General features: G+C 67.3%; 12 protein-coding genes. 4 read left to right on the plus strand and 8 right to left on the minus strand.

From position 1 onward, the window contains the following. The coding region (locus tag B7G54_RS35565; protein WP_244289480.1) for an isochorismatase family protein at positions 1 to 504 on the minus strand (504 nt) is incomplete at its 3' end. After that, positions 485 to 718 (minus strand): hypothetical protein, encoded by a 234-nt coding sequence (locus B7G54_RS39250; protein ID WP_165765656.1) that lies wholly within the window; start codon positions 716 to 718, stop codon positions 485 to 487. The genes B7G54_RS39250 and B7G54_RS35565, both read right to left, overlap by 20 nt. A gap of 99 nt (positions 719 to 817) precedes the next feature. Here B7G54_RS39250 and B7G54_RS35570 point away from each other — a divergent pair, with 99 nt between their 5' ends. After that, positions 818 to 1,099, plus strand: coding sequence for a XapX domain-containing protein (locus B7G54_RS35570; protein ID WP_085043363.1), 282 nt, complete (start codon positions 818 to 820; stop codon positions 1,097 to 1,099). Positions 1,100 to 1,174: 75 nt separating this feature from the next. Continuing rightward, positions 1,175 to 2,083, plus strand: coding sequence for a LysR family transcriptional regulator (locus tag B7G54_RS35575; RefSeq protein ID WP_085043364.1), 909 nt, complete (start codon positions 1,175 to 1,177; stop codon positions 2,081 to 2,083). Positions 2,084 to 2,195: 112 nt separating this feature from the next. Here B7G54_RS35575 and B7G54_RS35580 read toward each other — a convergent pair whose 3' ends face one another. The 3 genes from B7G54_RS35580 to B7G54_RS35590 all read right to left on the minus strand — a co-directional run bounded on the left by B7G54_RS35580 (position 2,196) and on the right by B7G54_RS35590 (position 5,024). Next, a complete protein-coding gene (locus tag B7G54_RS35580; protein WP_085043365.1) occupies positions 2,196 to 3,989 on the minus strand; it encodes an ATP-binding protein in 1,794 nt (597 codons plus the stop codon). A gap of 65 nt (positions 3,990 to 4,054) precedes the next feature. Next, positions 4,055 to 4,450: a hypothetical protein gene (locus B7G54_RS39915; RefSeq protein ID WP_244289481.1), complete on the minus strand. Its 396-nt coding sequence runs from the start codon at positions 4,448 to 4,450 to the stop codon at positions 4,055 to 4,057. Between the two features lie 148 nt (positions 4,451 to 4,598). Then, positions 4,599 to 5,024 (minus strand): DUF3331 domain-containing protein, encoded by a 426-nt coding sequence (locus B7G54_RS35590; protein WP_085043366.1) that lies wholly within the window; start codon positions 5,022 to 5,024, stop codon positions 4,599 to 4,601. A gap of 551 nt (positions 5,025 to 5,575) precedes the next feature. On the opposite strand from B7G54_RS35590, the gene B7G54_RS35595 reads away from it, so the two are divergent. Continuing rightward, complete coding sequence (locus B7G54_RS35595; protein ID WP_175130535.1) at positions 5,576 to 6,397, plus strand: alpha/beta fold hydrolase; 822 nt, start codon at positions 5,576 to 5,578, stop codon at positions 6,395 to 6,397. A 140-nt stretch (positions 6,398 to 6,537) separates the two neighbouring features. Here the strand turns inward: B7G54_RS35595 and B7G54_RS35600 are convergent, their stop codons facing one another. The 3 genes from B7G54_RS35600 to B7G54_RS35610 form a co-directional block, all read right to left on the minus strand. Continuing rightward, entirely contained in the window at positions 6,538 to 7,179 is a 642-nt protein-coding gene (locus B7G54_RS35600; RefSeq protein WP_085043368.1) for a response regulator transcription factor, read from the minus strand. A 99-nt stretch (positions 7,180 to 7,278) separates the two neighbouring features. After that, positions 7,279 to 7,650 (minus strand): response regulator transcription factor, encoded by a 372-nt coding sequence (locus B7G54_RS35605; RefSeq protein ID WP_085043369.1) that lies wholly within the window; start codon positions 7,648 to 7,650, stop codon positions 7,279 to 7,281. 70 nt (positions 7,651 to 7,720) lie between these two features. Next, positions 7,721 to 9,187 (minus strand): ATP-binding protein, encoded by a 1,467-nt coding sequence (locus tag B7G54_RS35610; protein WP_165765657.1) that lies wholly within the window; start codon positions 9,185 to 9,187, stop codon positions 7,721 to 7,723. Between the two features lie 366 nt (positions 9,188 to 9,553). On the opposite strand from B7G54_RS35610, the gene B7G54_RS35615 reads away from it, so the two are divergent. Continuing rightward, on the plus strand, positions 9,554 to 14,635 hold the full coding sequence (locus B7G54_RS35615; protein WP_085043371.1) for a trifunctional serine/threonine-protein kinase/ATP-binding protein/sensor histidine kinase: 5,082 nt from the start codon (positions 9,554 to 9,556) through the stop codon (positions 14,633 to 14,635). Positions 14,636 to 14,805 lie beyond the last annotated feature (170 nt).

Raw genomic sequence — 14,805 nt, forward strand, 5'->3', positions numbered from 1 at the left:
TGCGACGTGCCGCCCGATGCGTCGGCGACCATGTAGATCTCGTAGTCGCCTTCGAGCATCGCGCACATGCGACGTGCCGCCCGATGCGTCGGCGACCATGTAGATCTCGTAGTCGCCTTCGAGCATCGCGCACAGTGCGAACGTGGTATTGCAGACTTCCGTCCACAGGCCCGATACGACCACCTTCTTGCGGCCGTTCGCGGCGAGCGCGTCGCGCACCTTCTGGTCGTCCCACGAGTTCATCGACGTGCGTTCGAGCGTCTTCTGGTTCGGGAACACGTCGAGCAGCTCGGGATAGGTATGGCCCGAGAAGCTTTCGCTTTCGACCGTCGTGATCGTGGTCGGGATATTGAATACCTTCGCGGCCTTCGCAAGACCGACGACGTTGTTCTTCAGTGCCTGGCGGTCGATCGACTGCACGCCGAACGCCATCTGCGGCTGCTGGTCGATGAAGATCAGCTGGCTGTTCTGCGGAGTAAGTACTTCAAGCTTCGGATTGCTCATGGCGGTCATTTCCTTTGACGTGGAGAAGAATAAAGCCTGCCTCGCCGGCAAGCCGGGATTGGGGCGCCCGATGCGCTGTGCTGGGAGGTTTTCCTGCCAACGTGCTCAATTCAATACGGAAAGCTCCAGCCATGCCAATTAATCGTTCTGTTTTAAAAAACCCGCAAAAAAAATCCTGAAAACTTCTTAAATCAATTGAATTGACACGCTGCACCGGAAATGACCTGATAGGCTATTTCTCGACTACGTCCGTTCATTGGCCTGGATTTATCCGAACATTTCCAAACGGTTGTCATTCACTTCAATTTATATTATGAAACCGTATATTTCCTCGATATTGGCCGGCATGCTTGCCGGCGCCGTCTACGCATTGATCGGCGTGCAATCGCCCGCTCCGCCCACCATTGCGCTGGCCGGCCTGTTGGGCATCCTGGCCGGCGAACAGATCCTGCCGGTCGCTCGCCGGATGCTCGCGGGCATCCACCTGAAGGCCGCATGGAGCGAGGCGAAGTGCAGCCAGCACATGTTCGGCCCGCTGCCCGGCGCCCAGCCGTCCAACGCCGCGGCGAAGCACCGCGGATCGACGCCGACCTGACGGATCGTCATTGACTGGACAAAGCGGTTTCCGGCGTTAACATGGCAGCCCGACGTCCCGCCTGTGAAATCCAACATGAAGCTGTCATTCGAAGCGCTTGAAGCGCTGGACGCGATCGACCGCACCGGCACGTTCGCCGAAGCCGCGGAACGGCTGCATCGCGTACCGTCGGCCCTGACTTACCTCGTGCAAAAGCTCGAGGGCGACCTCGGCGTCGCACTGTTCGACCGCAGCGGACGCCGTGCGAAGCTCACGCATGCCGGCCGCGTCGTCGTCGAAGAGGGCCGGCGGCTTCTGCATGCGGCGGAACAGCTCGAACTCAAGGCGCAACGCGCGCAGCAAGGCTGGGAAACCGAGGTGCGCATCTGCATCGACGAGATCCTGCCGTTCGACGCGCTATGGCCTTACGTGCATGCGTTCTACGGGCTGGAAATGAACACGCGGCTGCGGCTCTCCACCGAAGTCCTCGGCGGTACCTGGGACGCACTGGTTTCGCGCCGCGCGGATCTCGTCGTCGGCGCGGTGGGCGAGCCGCCCGAACTGCCGGGCATCGTTGCGCGACCGATCGGCACGCTCAGGCACGTGTTCGCAGTCGCCCCCACCCATCCGCTCGCTGCCCTGCCCGAACCGCTGACGGTGGCGTCGGTCGTCGAGCATCGCGGCGCCGTCATCAGCGACACGTCTCGCGAACTGCAGCCGCGCTCGATCGCCGTCAACGCCGGGCAGCCGACACTCGCGGTACCCACCCTGGCCGCCAAGCTGGCCGCGCAGTGCGAAGGACTCGCCGTGGGCATGCTGCCGGATTGCATCGCGGCTCGCGCCATCGTGCAGGGCAAGCTCGTCGCCCGCCAGGTGAGCGGCATGCGCGACACCACGCAGTGCTATCTCGCGTGGCGCGACGACGAAGCCGGCCATGCGTTGCACTGGTGGGTCGAGCAGTTCGATCGGCCCGATCTCGTCGACCGGTTCCTCGCGCTTGCGTGATCCCGCGGTGTCGGCCCGACGCCCCGTGAACGCACGGCATCGCCTTCCCGGGGCGCGCGTCCAGCGCCCTGCATCGAGCGCAAGGCCGTGAATGTGCCGGCCGCGCGCGCCGTCATCGGTCGCGCGGCAGCAGCTCGGTCTCCCCTGTCTCGCACGCGAGCGCACCCGCTTGCGGCCACGCGTCGCGAGCGGCGCCGCTCGACCCGGAGGATCGCGCGAGCGCCGCGTCATACGCGGCCAGCAACCGGGCACGCGCATCGGCACGCGCCGGCGTCGCATCGGGATCCCGCATCGCATCGAGCGCCGCGCGCGCGCGTTCCCGACACTCGTCGACGAGCGACAGGTCGAACAGGCACGGCACCGTCACGGCCGCCAGCGCGATGCCCGTTTCCGCATCGCCGTCGGGTGAAAATGCCCAGTCGAGCGCCGCGCGCAGATTACCGAGTTCGCTGCGAACCAGGTCGAGCCGCGATTGCGCCGGCAAGCCTTCGCCGCCCCCCGGCGCGAGCGTGAACAAGCGATGGAAGTAGTTCGCGTGCGCAAGCGCGGCCGCCGCACATTCCCCGTTGTTCGCGAGCTGCTGCAGTGCGTAGGCGCGCGTCGTCGTCAGCAGCCGGTAGCGCGGCACGCCGTGTGCATTCTCGACGCTCACGAGCGATTTCGACACGAGGCCGGCGATCGTGTCGAGAAGATCCGCGTCGATTGCGCCCGTCGTTCCGGCGACGCCGCGCACCGCGTCGATCGAAAAACCGTCGCGAAACACGCCAAGCCACCGCAGCAGCACGCGCTCCGCGTCCCCCAGCAAGCGGTCGCTCCAGTCGTACATGGCCTGCAGCGTCCGGTGGCGCGGCAATGCGGTGCGAAAACCGCTGGTCAGCAACCTGAAATGGTCGTCGAGATGCGCGGCCAGTACGTCGATACCGAGCACGGCCGCACGGGCCGCGGCCAGTTCGATGGCCAGCGGCAGACCGTCGAGACGTCGGCAAACCGACGCCATCAGGGTCACACTGCTTTCGTCGAGCGGAAAGCGCGGGTCGGCGGCGCGCACGCGCGCCGCGAACAATTGCACCGCGCTCGTGCCCAGCGCCTCGGCTGCGCCGGCGTGCTCGCCCGGGACATCGAGCGGTGGAACCGGACACTGTCGCTCCCCGTGGGTGCGAAGCGCCTCGCGGCTGGTCGCCAGCACGCGCAGCCCGGCATCGGACTCGGTCAACACGGCGGCGATCCGTGCGGCCACGTCCAGCAGATGCTCGCAATTGTCGAGCACGAGCAACATCCTGCGATGCGCGACGCTCGCCAGCACCGCTTCGAGCGTCAGCGACCGGGCCGGCAGTGCGATGTCCAGGGCATCCGCCAGCGCGGCGGGAACGAATTGCGGGCACGCAACCGTTGCCAGCGACACGAACGCCGCACCATCCGGAAAGCGCGTCTCGGCCCGGATCGCGGCTTCGATCGCGACGCGTGTCTTGCCGATGCCGCCGGCACCGACCAGCGTCACGACGCGCGACGTGTCGAGCGCCGCGACGACGTCGGCCACCATCTGCTCCCGCCCCACGAGCGCCGTCGGCGCGGACACGAGCCGCGACGCCGCGGGACGCACGGGGGCGCCGCCTTCGGCTTGTCCGCCGACGAGCCGATAGCCGCGCCCCGGCACCGTGACGATCAGGTTCCGGTCGCGGGCCAGCGCCTTGCGCAACGACGCGATATGCACCTGCAGGTTGTTTTCCTCCACGATCGTGTGCGGCCACACACGCCGCATGATCTCGTCTTTCGAGACCAGCGCGCCATTTGCCTGAATCAGGAGTTCGAGAATTTCGAATGCCCGACTGCCGATGCGCAACAGTTTTCCGTTCGCGCGAATTTCACGTCTGTCGAGAGAGACGTGAAGCGTTCCAATGCGGATCATGGGAATGTCTAATCAATGGCATTTATCGATGCCCTCTCCAAAGCGACATCGATTTGACCCCCATGCTACGGCATTTGCCGCGCATATTGATTCGAATGATTAGAATTGAAAGAGCAAATTTTTTGAATTGTCGAAATCCGTGCGCCGCGCGCCCTCTCAACGCGACACGACACCGTGTCATCCAGGCGGGACACGGGGCGCGGCGATTCGCCGGTAAATCGTTTATTCATGAAAAAACAAGCACCGATTCGAATTTCATTTTTCTCCCGCATCGATTGACACGGGCATCCGGGCGCGCGACGTTTGCACTGCCTCGTGCGCGGTTCGGAATGGGTCGGATCGTCATCGCCATGAATCCCGCGCGTCGGCACGTCGAACCGGCCGAGATTCATCCTGAAATCGGATGCCGACAATGCACCGACACAATTGCGCGTGCCCTTCAATCGGGCCTGCAGCGTCATGCACGAAGTCCGGTCGAGCGCGGCGCGCGAGGTCGTCCAATCCGCCCGGTTCGAACCGGTGCACAACGGCCAGAAGTGCTCGAAGCATGCGGCGCGGCCCGCGACGCTCGCCGCGCGAATGCCGTCGATGGCCGGCGGTACGCCCCGGTCACGAACGGGACATCCTGACGATGAACCGGTCCAGTTCGGACGCGAGAATCGCTTCCCAGCAATTCGCGGGACGCTTCGATCCGCGCCACTGCGGCTTGTAGATCGCATCGCCGTGGCGAATCGGCTGGCCGGTCAGCGCGCAACGCCCCAGCGAGCGGGACTTTGCGCTGATCCAGCGCTGCTCGTCATACCGGCAGTGCGTCGGATCGCTCCACGACACGAGTACCGACGAATCGGTCTGCCGCTCGACCGCGACGATCGCGCACCGGCAGCGTGCGCCACTGCTTGACGCAGCATGTGCGTCGTCGCGATGACGGCGGCGCGCGACGTCGCGGCCGCGAAGATTCGACGGCGCGCAGCGGCTGGCACCGGGCGACGGGTCGAGCAGCGTCATCACGTGCTCCCAGCGATCGAATGCGTCCATGGCGGCATATCCAGGCAAATGGCGAGAGATTCGGACGTTTCGCGCCCGAGCCCATCGCGGTCGTCACCCACCGGCACGAACCGGCAGCGACCCGCGACGGGACGACTCGATGCTGACGATAGCGGGCGGCCGCTGAAGAGTCTTGATTCGCCGGCTTAATTCTTCTGGCAGCCCCGCACGCGCAGCGCGCGTCATGACCCGTTCATGAAAATTCAGCCGGATTTCAGTACAGGCCGCATGGCCGCGCGATAGGCTCCCGTCGACGTTCGTTCGCTCCCCTCGTGCGCCTGCCGGTGCACGAGCACGATCGCACGCCGACTGCCGGCGAGATGGCCGCATGCCGGCAGATCCGGACATCCATTCCACGCGGCATCGTTCCACCGCACGTTCAAGGAGCCTCAATGCGTCCCGCAGATATCGACGCCGTCCCCTCGGCGCGCCGCCGAGACATGCTGCTCGCCGGCGCGACCGCCGTTGCAGCCGCCGCGCTGCCGGCCGCCGCCGCTGCCGCCCCCCAACACGCTGTTTCCGCCCATCAAGGAGCCCATGCGATGAACACGATCACCACGAAAGACGGTACGCAGATCTATTTCAAGGACTGGGGCAGCGGCCGCCCGGTCGTCTTCTCGCACGGCTGGCCGCTGTGTGCCGATGCCTGGGATGCGCAGATGCTGTTCCTGGTGCAGCACGGCTACCGCGTGATCGCGCACGATCGCCGCGGTCACGGCCGGTCGAGCCAGCCGTCGCAGGGCAATGACATGGATACCTACGCGGACGACCTCGCCGCGCTGATGAATGCGCTCGACCTGCACGAGGCAACGCTCGTCGGCCACTCCACCGGCGGCGGCGAAGTCGCGCACTACATCGGCCGCCACGGCACGAAGCGCGTGTCGAAGGCCGTGCTGATCGGCGCCGTGCCGCCGCAGATGGTGAAATCCCCGTCCAATCCCGGCGGCCTGCCGATGGACGTATTCGACGGTATCCGCAAGAACGTCGCCGAAAACCGTTCGCAGTTCTACAAGGATCTCGCCGTGCCGTTCTTCGGCTTCAATCGTCCCGACGCGAAGGTGTCGCAGGGCACGATCGACGCATTCTGGGCACAAGGGATGATGGGCAGCGTGTATGGCCAGTATCTGTGCGTGAAGGAATTCTCCGAGGTCGACTACACCGAGGACCTGAAGAAGATCGACGTCCCGACGCTGATCCTGCACGGCGACGACGACCAGATCGTGCCGATCGACGATTCCGCACGCCTGTCCGCGAAGATCGTGAAGCACGCGCAACTCAAGGTCATTCCCGGCGGCTCGCACGGCATGTGCGTCGTCGACGCGGAGCGAATCAACGCCGAACTGCTCGCGTTCCTGAAGGCGTAAACGTTGCCGTACGGCGCGCCGGGCAGCGCGCCCTTCAGCTCGTTTCAGGAATTTTCAGGCCGGCGCCACCTGGCTGCCGCGCGCGTCGATGCAGGATGGCCGCCGGCCCAGCGCCGGTCACGCACGGCGCGCGCGCCGGCTCATGCGGGCACGCCGCCCGGGCGCACGCCCAGCGCTTCGGCCTGCCGCACGAGATCCGGCAGCGTGCGCACCTGCATCTTCTTCATGACCTGCGCCCGGTGCACCTTCACCGTGATTTCCTGCAGGCCGAGGTGCGACGCGATCTGCTTGTTCATCAGACCCGCGACCACATGGCTCATCACCTCGCGTTCGCGCGGCGTCAACGACGCGTAGGCTTGACGCAGCTCGCGCAGCGCGCGATCGCGCACGAGACGCTCGCGGTCCCCGGCCAGTGCGCGGCCGACGGCATCGAGCATCGCGTCGTCTTCGAACGGCTTCGTCAGGAAGTCGAGTGCGCCGCCCTTCATCGCCTTGACCGTCGTGGCGACGTCACCGTAGCCCGTCATGAACAGGATGGGCACGTTCAGCCCCGTGCGCACCGCTTCCTCCTGAACGGCCAGCCCGCTCTCGCCGGCAAGACGCAAGTCGAGGATCAGGCAGCTCGCCACATCGGGCCGCTCGAACGCGAGAAACGCCTGCGACGACGCGAAGGTCTCGACGCGAAAACCGGCCGAACGCAACAGCCCGCTCAATGCGCGCCGCAGCGTTTCATCGTCGTCGACCACATAGACGATCGACGTCATGTCCGGCGTGCTTGCCATTGCTTTCCCTGTGTAGGCGTTCCGTTGATTCTCGAATGATAAACGAGCCCGGCGCCCCGCGAAAACGCCGCGCAACCGTGGCGTGGCCGGTCGACGGCGTCACGCAGGACGCCCGCCCGCTGCGATCTGGTCGATCAGATCGATCATATCGTCCGATGGAAACGGCTTGCGCAGAAACGCGACCGCGCCGTGCGCGAATGCGCGCCGGACCGATTCGTCATCGCCGTGCGACGACATCAGGATGACCGGAACCGTCGCGTTGCGCTGAACCAGCTGGCGCTGGACGTCGAGGCCGCTCATCCCTTTCATCTTCAAGTCGATCAGCACGCAAATCGCGTCGTCCGGCGGGCCGCTCGCGAGGAATTCCTCGCCCGATGCAAACGGCAACGCCGTATAGCCAGCCGATTTCAACAGGCTGGCGAGACTCTTGCGAACCGACGCATCGTCATCGATGACGCACACAATGCCCATGTAATGAAAACCCGAAATCCTTGTCAATCCGGACCATCGCGACGCCGCTCGAGCGGTATCGACAGACGTATTACGCCCACTGCCCGAGCTCGGGCACAGGTTGCGCGGCCGCGACCGTCGTCGGCTGCAGCGCATCCGCGCGTTGTTCCGCCACGAAGGACGCATATCGGGCGTGAACGCGACCGGCCTCGCCGGATTCCGCCAGCTTCTCGAGCGCATAGGCGCGCACGACCTCGAGCAGCGAGTAGCACTTCGACAGTCCGGCGGAATGGACGACCAGCAGCGATTTCGACGCCAGGCTGACCACGCAGTCGAGCACCTGGTCGGCGGCCGGTTCATCGCAGGCGGCGAGCGCGCATGCCGCGTCGAGCCGGAATGCATCCGGAAACACCGCGAGACGGCACAGCACGACGCGCTCCGCATCGCCGAGCAACTGATAGCTCCATTCGATCGTGGCCCTGAGCGTCTGCTGGCGCGGATGGGCCGTCCGCAGGCCGCCGGACAACGACAGGACGGACTTGTCCAGATCGGTGGCCAGCCCCTGGATCCCGAGCGATGCCACCCGGGCCGCACCGAGTTCGAGCGCGAGCGGCAGGCCGCACAGGCGGCGGCAGATGGTTGCGATCGCGTCGAGCGTCTGCATATCTGCGGGAATGTCGGTGCCCATCGCTCGCGCGCGCGCCAGGAACATGCGGACTGCGCCGCACGCGAGGATCTCGTCGCCATTCGCACCCGCCGGAGGCACCGGCAACGGCCCGACCCGATACACGTGCTCGCTGGCGACCCGCAGCGGTTCGCGGCTCGTCACCACGAGCAGCGCGCCGGTATTTCCCGCCGTGATCGCTTCGCAGAGGTCCGCGACTTCATCGACATGCTGCTCGGCATTGTCGAACACCAGCATGACGCGCCGCCCGCCGATCGCGCGCACGACATCCGCCGGCTCCGCGGCCGGTTTGCCCGGCGCACCGAGTGCATCCAGCACCGCGGATTCGAGCGTCGCGCCGCCGGGCCGGCTGGCGAGATCGATCCGGATCGACTCGATGCCGCAACCCGCCGACCAGGCCGCGACGACCTCCTGCGCGAGATGCGTCTTGCCGACGCCGCCGGGCCCGACCAGCGTGACGAGCGCTTCGCGTTCGAGCAGCGTGTGCAGTTCGGCCGCTTCGCGCTCACGACCGATCAGCGGGCATTTGCGCGATACGCCGCCGGCGCGTGTGCTGCCCGCCGCGTCGAACCGCTCCGGCTCGCGCTCGGCGCGGGAAAGGTCGACCGGCGCGGCAAGGCGATATCCGCGACCCGGTTCGGTCCGGATCCAGCCGTGCTTGCCGCCGAACAACTTGCGCAGCGTCGAGACGTGCACCTGGATGTTGTTCTCGACCACGATCGTGTGCGGCCACACGGCCTGCATGATTTCTTCCTTCGATACGAGCCTGCCGGCTGCCGTCACCAGCAGCTCGAGAATCTCGAAGGCGCGAGCGCCGATATATCGCGGCTGCCCGTCGACGTAGACTTCGCGGCACTCAAGGGATACCGTCACCCGACCGAACCTGTACATGATCCGCACCCGCCCATGCTGCGTGAAACCGCGCGCCGCCTCGCAAGGCGGCCCCCACTGTTCTGCCCCTCCGGCCGCGTCGCGGCACGTCGAAGCGCGTGAACGGATCGTAGGGCACGACAGGCGCGCAGACCATTATGCAAAGGTTTAGTCCCGAGCCGGCGGGTCGCCATCGAACCTGCCGCGGATACTGCAATTTCTCGCGAGCTGACGGACAATGCACAGGCCGCTGCCACGCGCACCTTCAGCCCGGCCGATGCCGTTTTACGAGCCGCTTATACACCGCTTCAACCCGCCTGCCACACCATCGTGAACCCCGCTTTGCGCGCCCCGGACAACGCCAATCGCATGGATGCCGACTGGTTCGCGCGTGCCAGCCTGTCCAATGCGGTCCGCTGCGGCGACATCCTGAAGTTCGACCTGACGGACGCCGATACGCGGCGCGTGTGGTCGGCATGCCAGACCCGCTGGGAATTCGATCGGCGCTGCCGGCAATTCGAGCGCGAGTTCGCATTGAACGACGTGCTGGAACCGGCGTGGGCGCTGATTCCAGCCGCGCTGATCCGCGCGGCCGACGGCCCGGTGCTCGTTTATCCGCGCGTCGACGGGCGGGCGTTCGACACGCTGGCCGACGCGCCGCTGCCGCTCGAGGTCTTTCTCGATACCGCGATCCAGGCCGCGCGCACGCTCGGGGAGCTGCATCGGCGCGGCTGGCTGCACGGCGACCTGCAACCGGCCAGTTTCGTCACCGCGCTGAACGGCACGGTCATGCTCCGCTCGTTTGCCCATGCCCGCGAACGTCACGCGGAACACATCGCCGAACGCACGATCCGCACGGATTTCGCGGCGTTCGCCGCGCCCGAGGTATCGGAAGGCGCGCGCGTCGACGAGCGGTCCGATCTCTACGCGTTCGGCATCACGCTGTTTCGCCTGCTGACCGGCGCGTTGCCGTACCAGGCCGCGTCGACTTCCGAATGGGTTTATGCGCACGTCGCGATGCCGCCCGCGCCGCCCACGGCCTTTCGCAAAGACGTGCCGGCCATCCTGAGCGACCTGATCCTGAAGCTGATCGCGAAGGAACCCGCCGACCGCTATCCGTCCTGCGAAACGGTGCAGCGCGATCTCGAACGCATCCGGCACGACTGGCTGGCTTCGGGCCTCGTGGAGCCGTTCACGCTCGGCGGCAGCGATCCGCTCGCCGGCTTGCACACGGCCGACCTGCTGGTCGGCCGCGAGCACGAGTCCCGCCAGCTCGATGCGATACGCGCGACCGTCGCGCGGACCGGCGAGACGGCCATCGTCCTGGTCGACGGAGCAGCCGGCATCGGCAAGACCGCGCTGATCGAGGCTTTCACGCGCGACGTGCGTGCCGCGTCGCGCACCGCATGGTGTGCGTCGGCGAAGGTCGACCAGTTCCAGCCCGCCCGGCCCTACGCGCCCGTGCTGCAGGCGCTGCGCGCGCTGTTCGGCAGTACGCTGGCCCGGCACGACGAAATGGCGGCGGTCGCCGCGCGGCTGCGCGACTGCGTGGGCCGTCAGGCCAGCCTGCTGGCAAGCATCTTCCCGGAAATCACGTGGCTGCTCGACATCGAGCCGGTCGCGTTCGGCCGTGCCGACGCGATTCCGGAATTCCGGCTCTGCCAGATCGTCATGAACGCTTTCCGCGCGTTCGCGGCGCCCGCCGAACCGCTCGTCGTGACGCTGGACGACATCCAGTGGGCCGACGACGCGACGCTCGCGTTTCTCGCGTCGATCGCGGCCGATCCGCCGGCCAATTTCTGTATCGTCGCCGGTTATCGGAGCGGGCCGCAGCACGATCTCACGCCGGCCTTCCGCCGCTTCCTGCAGCAGCTCGACCGCACGCGCGTGTCGACCCTGACGCTCGCGCCGCTCGGCGCCGCTGACGTCCCGCGCATGCTGGCCGCCATGCTCCACGACACGCCGGATCGGCTGTCCGGGCTGGGCGACATCGTTCACCGCAACACCGGCGGCAATCCGTTCCACATCCAGCAACTGCTGCGTACGCTGATCGACGAGCGGCTGCTCGACTACGACGCGGCACGGCGAACATGGCAATGGTCTTCGGCCGATATCGAGGCGCGCTCCCTGAGCGAGAACGTCGTCAGCCTGCTGGAGATCCGGATGCGGCGGCTGCCGCACGAATCGAGAATGCTGCTGTCGCTGCTCGCCTGCATCGGCAGCGACGCCGACGATGCGCTGCTGTGCGCCGCCGCCGGCAAGACGCGTGCGGAACTCAGTTTCTGGATGGACCCTGCGCGTCAGGCCGGCCTCGTGTCGCATGCCGGCAACCGCTGGCGTTTCGTTCACGACCGCATCCTCGAGGCCGTCTACGCGCTCACCGACCGCACGGAACGCACGCTGCGCCACACCCGGGCAGCCGCTGCGATGCTCGCCCGCCTGGACCGTTCGTCGACCGAGTGCCTGCTCGCCCTGGCCACCCAGATCGAGAAGGCGAAAGCCGCGCCGCTCGACCGCACGCTCGCGCTCGCCTTCGCGGACGTGCTGGTCGCGGCGGCACAGGCGGCGGCCCCGGCCGCCGCGCACGATCGCGCGCTGTCGTTTCTCGCATCCGCGCAATCGCTGCTCGGCCCCCATGCGTGGCCGCAGCACTACGGTCTCGCGAGCCGGCTCGGCATCCTTCGCTGCGGCCTGCTCCTCGCCACCGGCGAAACCGCGCAGGCGGCCACCGCGATCGACGAGCTCATGGCGCGCACGCGCACGCCGTCCGACCGTGCCGAAGCCCACCGGCTGAAAGCCGCGCAACTCACGGTGGAGTCGCGCTACCGGGAAGCCGTCGACGTCGCGCTGGCCGGGCTGGCCCTGCTCGGCGTCAAACTGCCCGCCGAGCCGGTCGAGGCCGATCTCGCGGCGGCCTGCGACGCCGTGCGGGAAGCGCTCGACGGGCGCGCCATCCACACCCTCGTCGACTTGCCGGTCATGACCGACACGCGCGTGGAAGCCACGATGGCGCTGTTGACCGCGCTCGAAGCCGCGATGTTCTATCCGAGCGGCGGGCTGATGCTGCTGCATTTCGCGACCATGGTGCAGCTGACCCTGCGCCACGGCGTCACCGCCGCGTCGGTGCAGGGCCTCGCGTGGTACGGCGTCAGCATCGCGCAGTATCGCGACGCGTACGAAGAGGGCTTCGAATTCGCGCAGGTCGCGCTCGCGCTGGTCGATCGCCACGGGTTCGAGCGCTACCGTTCCGCGACGTTGATCGCACTCGACCAGGTGAGCGTCTGGACCCGCCCGCTGTCGTATGCACTCGAATGCGCGCGCGATGCGAAAGCGGCGGGCAACGCGAGCGCCGAGCTGCGCTGGATGTGCTACAGCTGCAACCACATCGTCAGCGATCTGCTGTCGATGGGCGAAGCGCTGCCGGCGATCCGCGACGAGATCGAACCGCTGCTGGAAATCGCGCGCGGCGCGCGTTACGACGACATCGTCGATCTCGTTTCCACGCAATCGGAATTCGTCGACGCGCTGCAGCTCGGCTTCGATCGGCCGATCGGCACCTGGCGCACCCGCGCGTCGACCCGGACGCCGATGTCGGTGCTGCAGTTCTGGACCGACGTGCTTGCCGGCCAGGCGGCGTTCATCTTCGGCGACGCAGACGCGGCGCGCGCATCGCTCGATGCAGCCGCACCGTTCGCGTGGTCGACGCCCGCACACATCATGCAGTCCGACTTCCAGCTGTTCGGCGTGCTGGCGGGCATCGCGAGCGACGCCGGCGCCACGCCGCCCGGCCAGCTGCTCGAACGCTTCGCGCCGCAGCGCGCCCGCTTCGCCGCGTGGAGCGAACGGAATCCGGAGACGTTCCGCAACAAGCTCGCGCTGATCGACGCCGAGTTCGCGCGCGTACGCGGCGAGCACGTCGTCGCGATGCAGCAGTACGAGGCCTCCGCCAGCCTCGCGGCGGAGCGCGGTTTCGTGCACGAACAGGCGCTCGCGCGCGAACTGGCCGCGCGCCATGCCGCATCGCTCGGGCTGAGCGGCCAGGCCCGCCATCAGTTACGGCTCGCGCACGCGTGCTACCGGCGCTGGGGCGCGGCCGGCAAGACGCAGGCCATGGAATCGCAGCATCCGTTCCTCGTGATGGATCCGTTGCCGGGCGAACCGGCCGTGCCCGCACGCGAGGACCTCGATTTCGCGCTCGCGATGCGCGCCGCGCACTCGCTGTCCGAGGAAATCGTGCTGGAGCGCCTGATCCAGACGCTGATGCGCAACATGATCGTCTATGCCGGGGCACGCTACGGCCTGCTGCTGCTCGCACGGCACGACCGGCTGACGATCGAGGCAACCGCGCGCACCATCGACAGCGACATCATCATCAACAGTGCGCGCGGCGAACCCACCGACGACGACATTCCGCTGTCGATCCTGAACACCGCCGTGCGAACCCGCAAGCCGGTCGTGTTCGCGAACGCGCAACGCGAAGGCGCACCCGACCACATCGACAGCCTGCGCGCGCATCCGACGCGCTCGCTGGTCTGCCTGCCGCTGCTGAAGCAGGGTGCGCTGATCGGCGTGCTCTATCTCGAGAACAAGTTGACCAACGGCGTATTTTCGCCGCGGCGCATCGCGATGCTCGAAGTGCTGGCGCCGCAGGCGGCCAATGCGCTCGAATCCGCACGGATCTATGCGGAACTGATCGAAGAGAACGCGCGCCGGCTCGAAACGGAGGCCGCGCTGCGGCATGCGCGGGCCGAGCTCGCACGCACCGCGCACGTGACCGTGATGGGCGAACTGGCCGCGTCGATTGCACACGAGATCAACCAGCCGCTCACCAGCATCGTGACGAGCGTGGGTGCCTGCATGCGCTGGCTGCGCGGTGCGCAGCCCGACCTCGGCGAGGCGCTCGCGAGCCTCGAGGATATTCGCGCGTCCGGCGTACGGGCGGCCGACATCGTCCGCGCGTTGCGGTCGCTCGCACGCCAGGCGCCGCTCGCGCTGGCCCCGCTCGCGCTCGACGAACTGATTCGCGACATGCTGCATCTCACGGCGACCGAAATCGACGCCAAGCAGGTCGCACTGCGCGTCGACCTGCACTGCGACGACATCCGCGTGATGGCGGATCGCACGCAGATCCAGCAGGTGATCCTGAACCTGGTCACCAACGCGCTCGACGCGATGGACGGCCCGGCCGCGTCGCGCGAACTCGACGTCGCGTCGCACGCCGGCGACGGCCACGTGATCGTCAGCATCGCCGATCGCGGCGCCGGCATCGACGCCGCGATAGCCAGCCAGATCTTCGATCCATTCTTCACGACGAAGTCGCACGGCATGGGGATGGGCCTCGCGATCTGCCGCTCGATCGTCGAGGCGCACGGCGGCACGCTGGAGGCCGCACCGCGCGACGGCGGCGGTACCGCGCTGACGTTCCGGCTGCCGGTGTCGACCACGCGCTAACTTCAGAACGTTTCAGCGCAGCTTCAGGAAATGGCGACAGCGTACGCGTAGACTGCTTTCACGAGCCGTCGCGCAGGCGTTTGCCTGCGCCCGGCGCCCATCCTGGAGTGACGCATGAGTTCAGCCGCACAGCGTCGCGCGCGCCGAATCGGGCGCAACCGCCCGATTCG

Origin of the sequence: Burkholderia puraquae, from assembly GCF_002099195.1 — a bacterium.
Classification (GTDB): domain Bacteria; phylum Pseudomonadota; class Gammaproteobacteria; order Burkholderiales; family Burkholderiaceae; genus Burkholderia; species Burkholderia puraquae.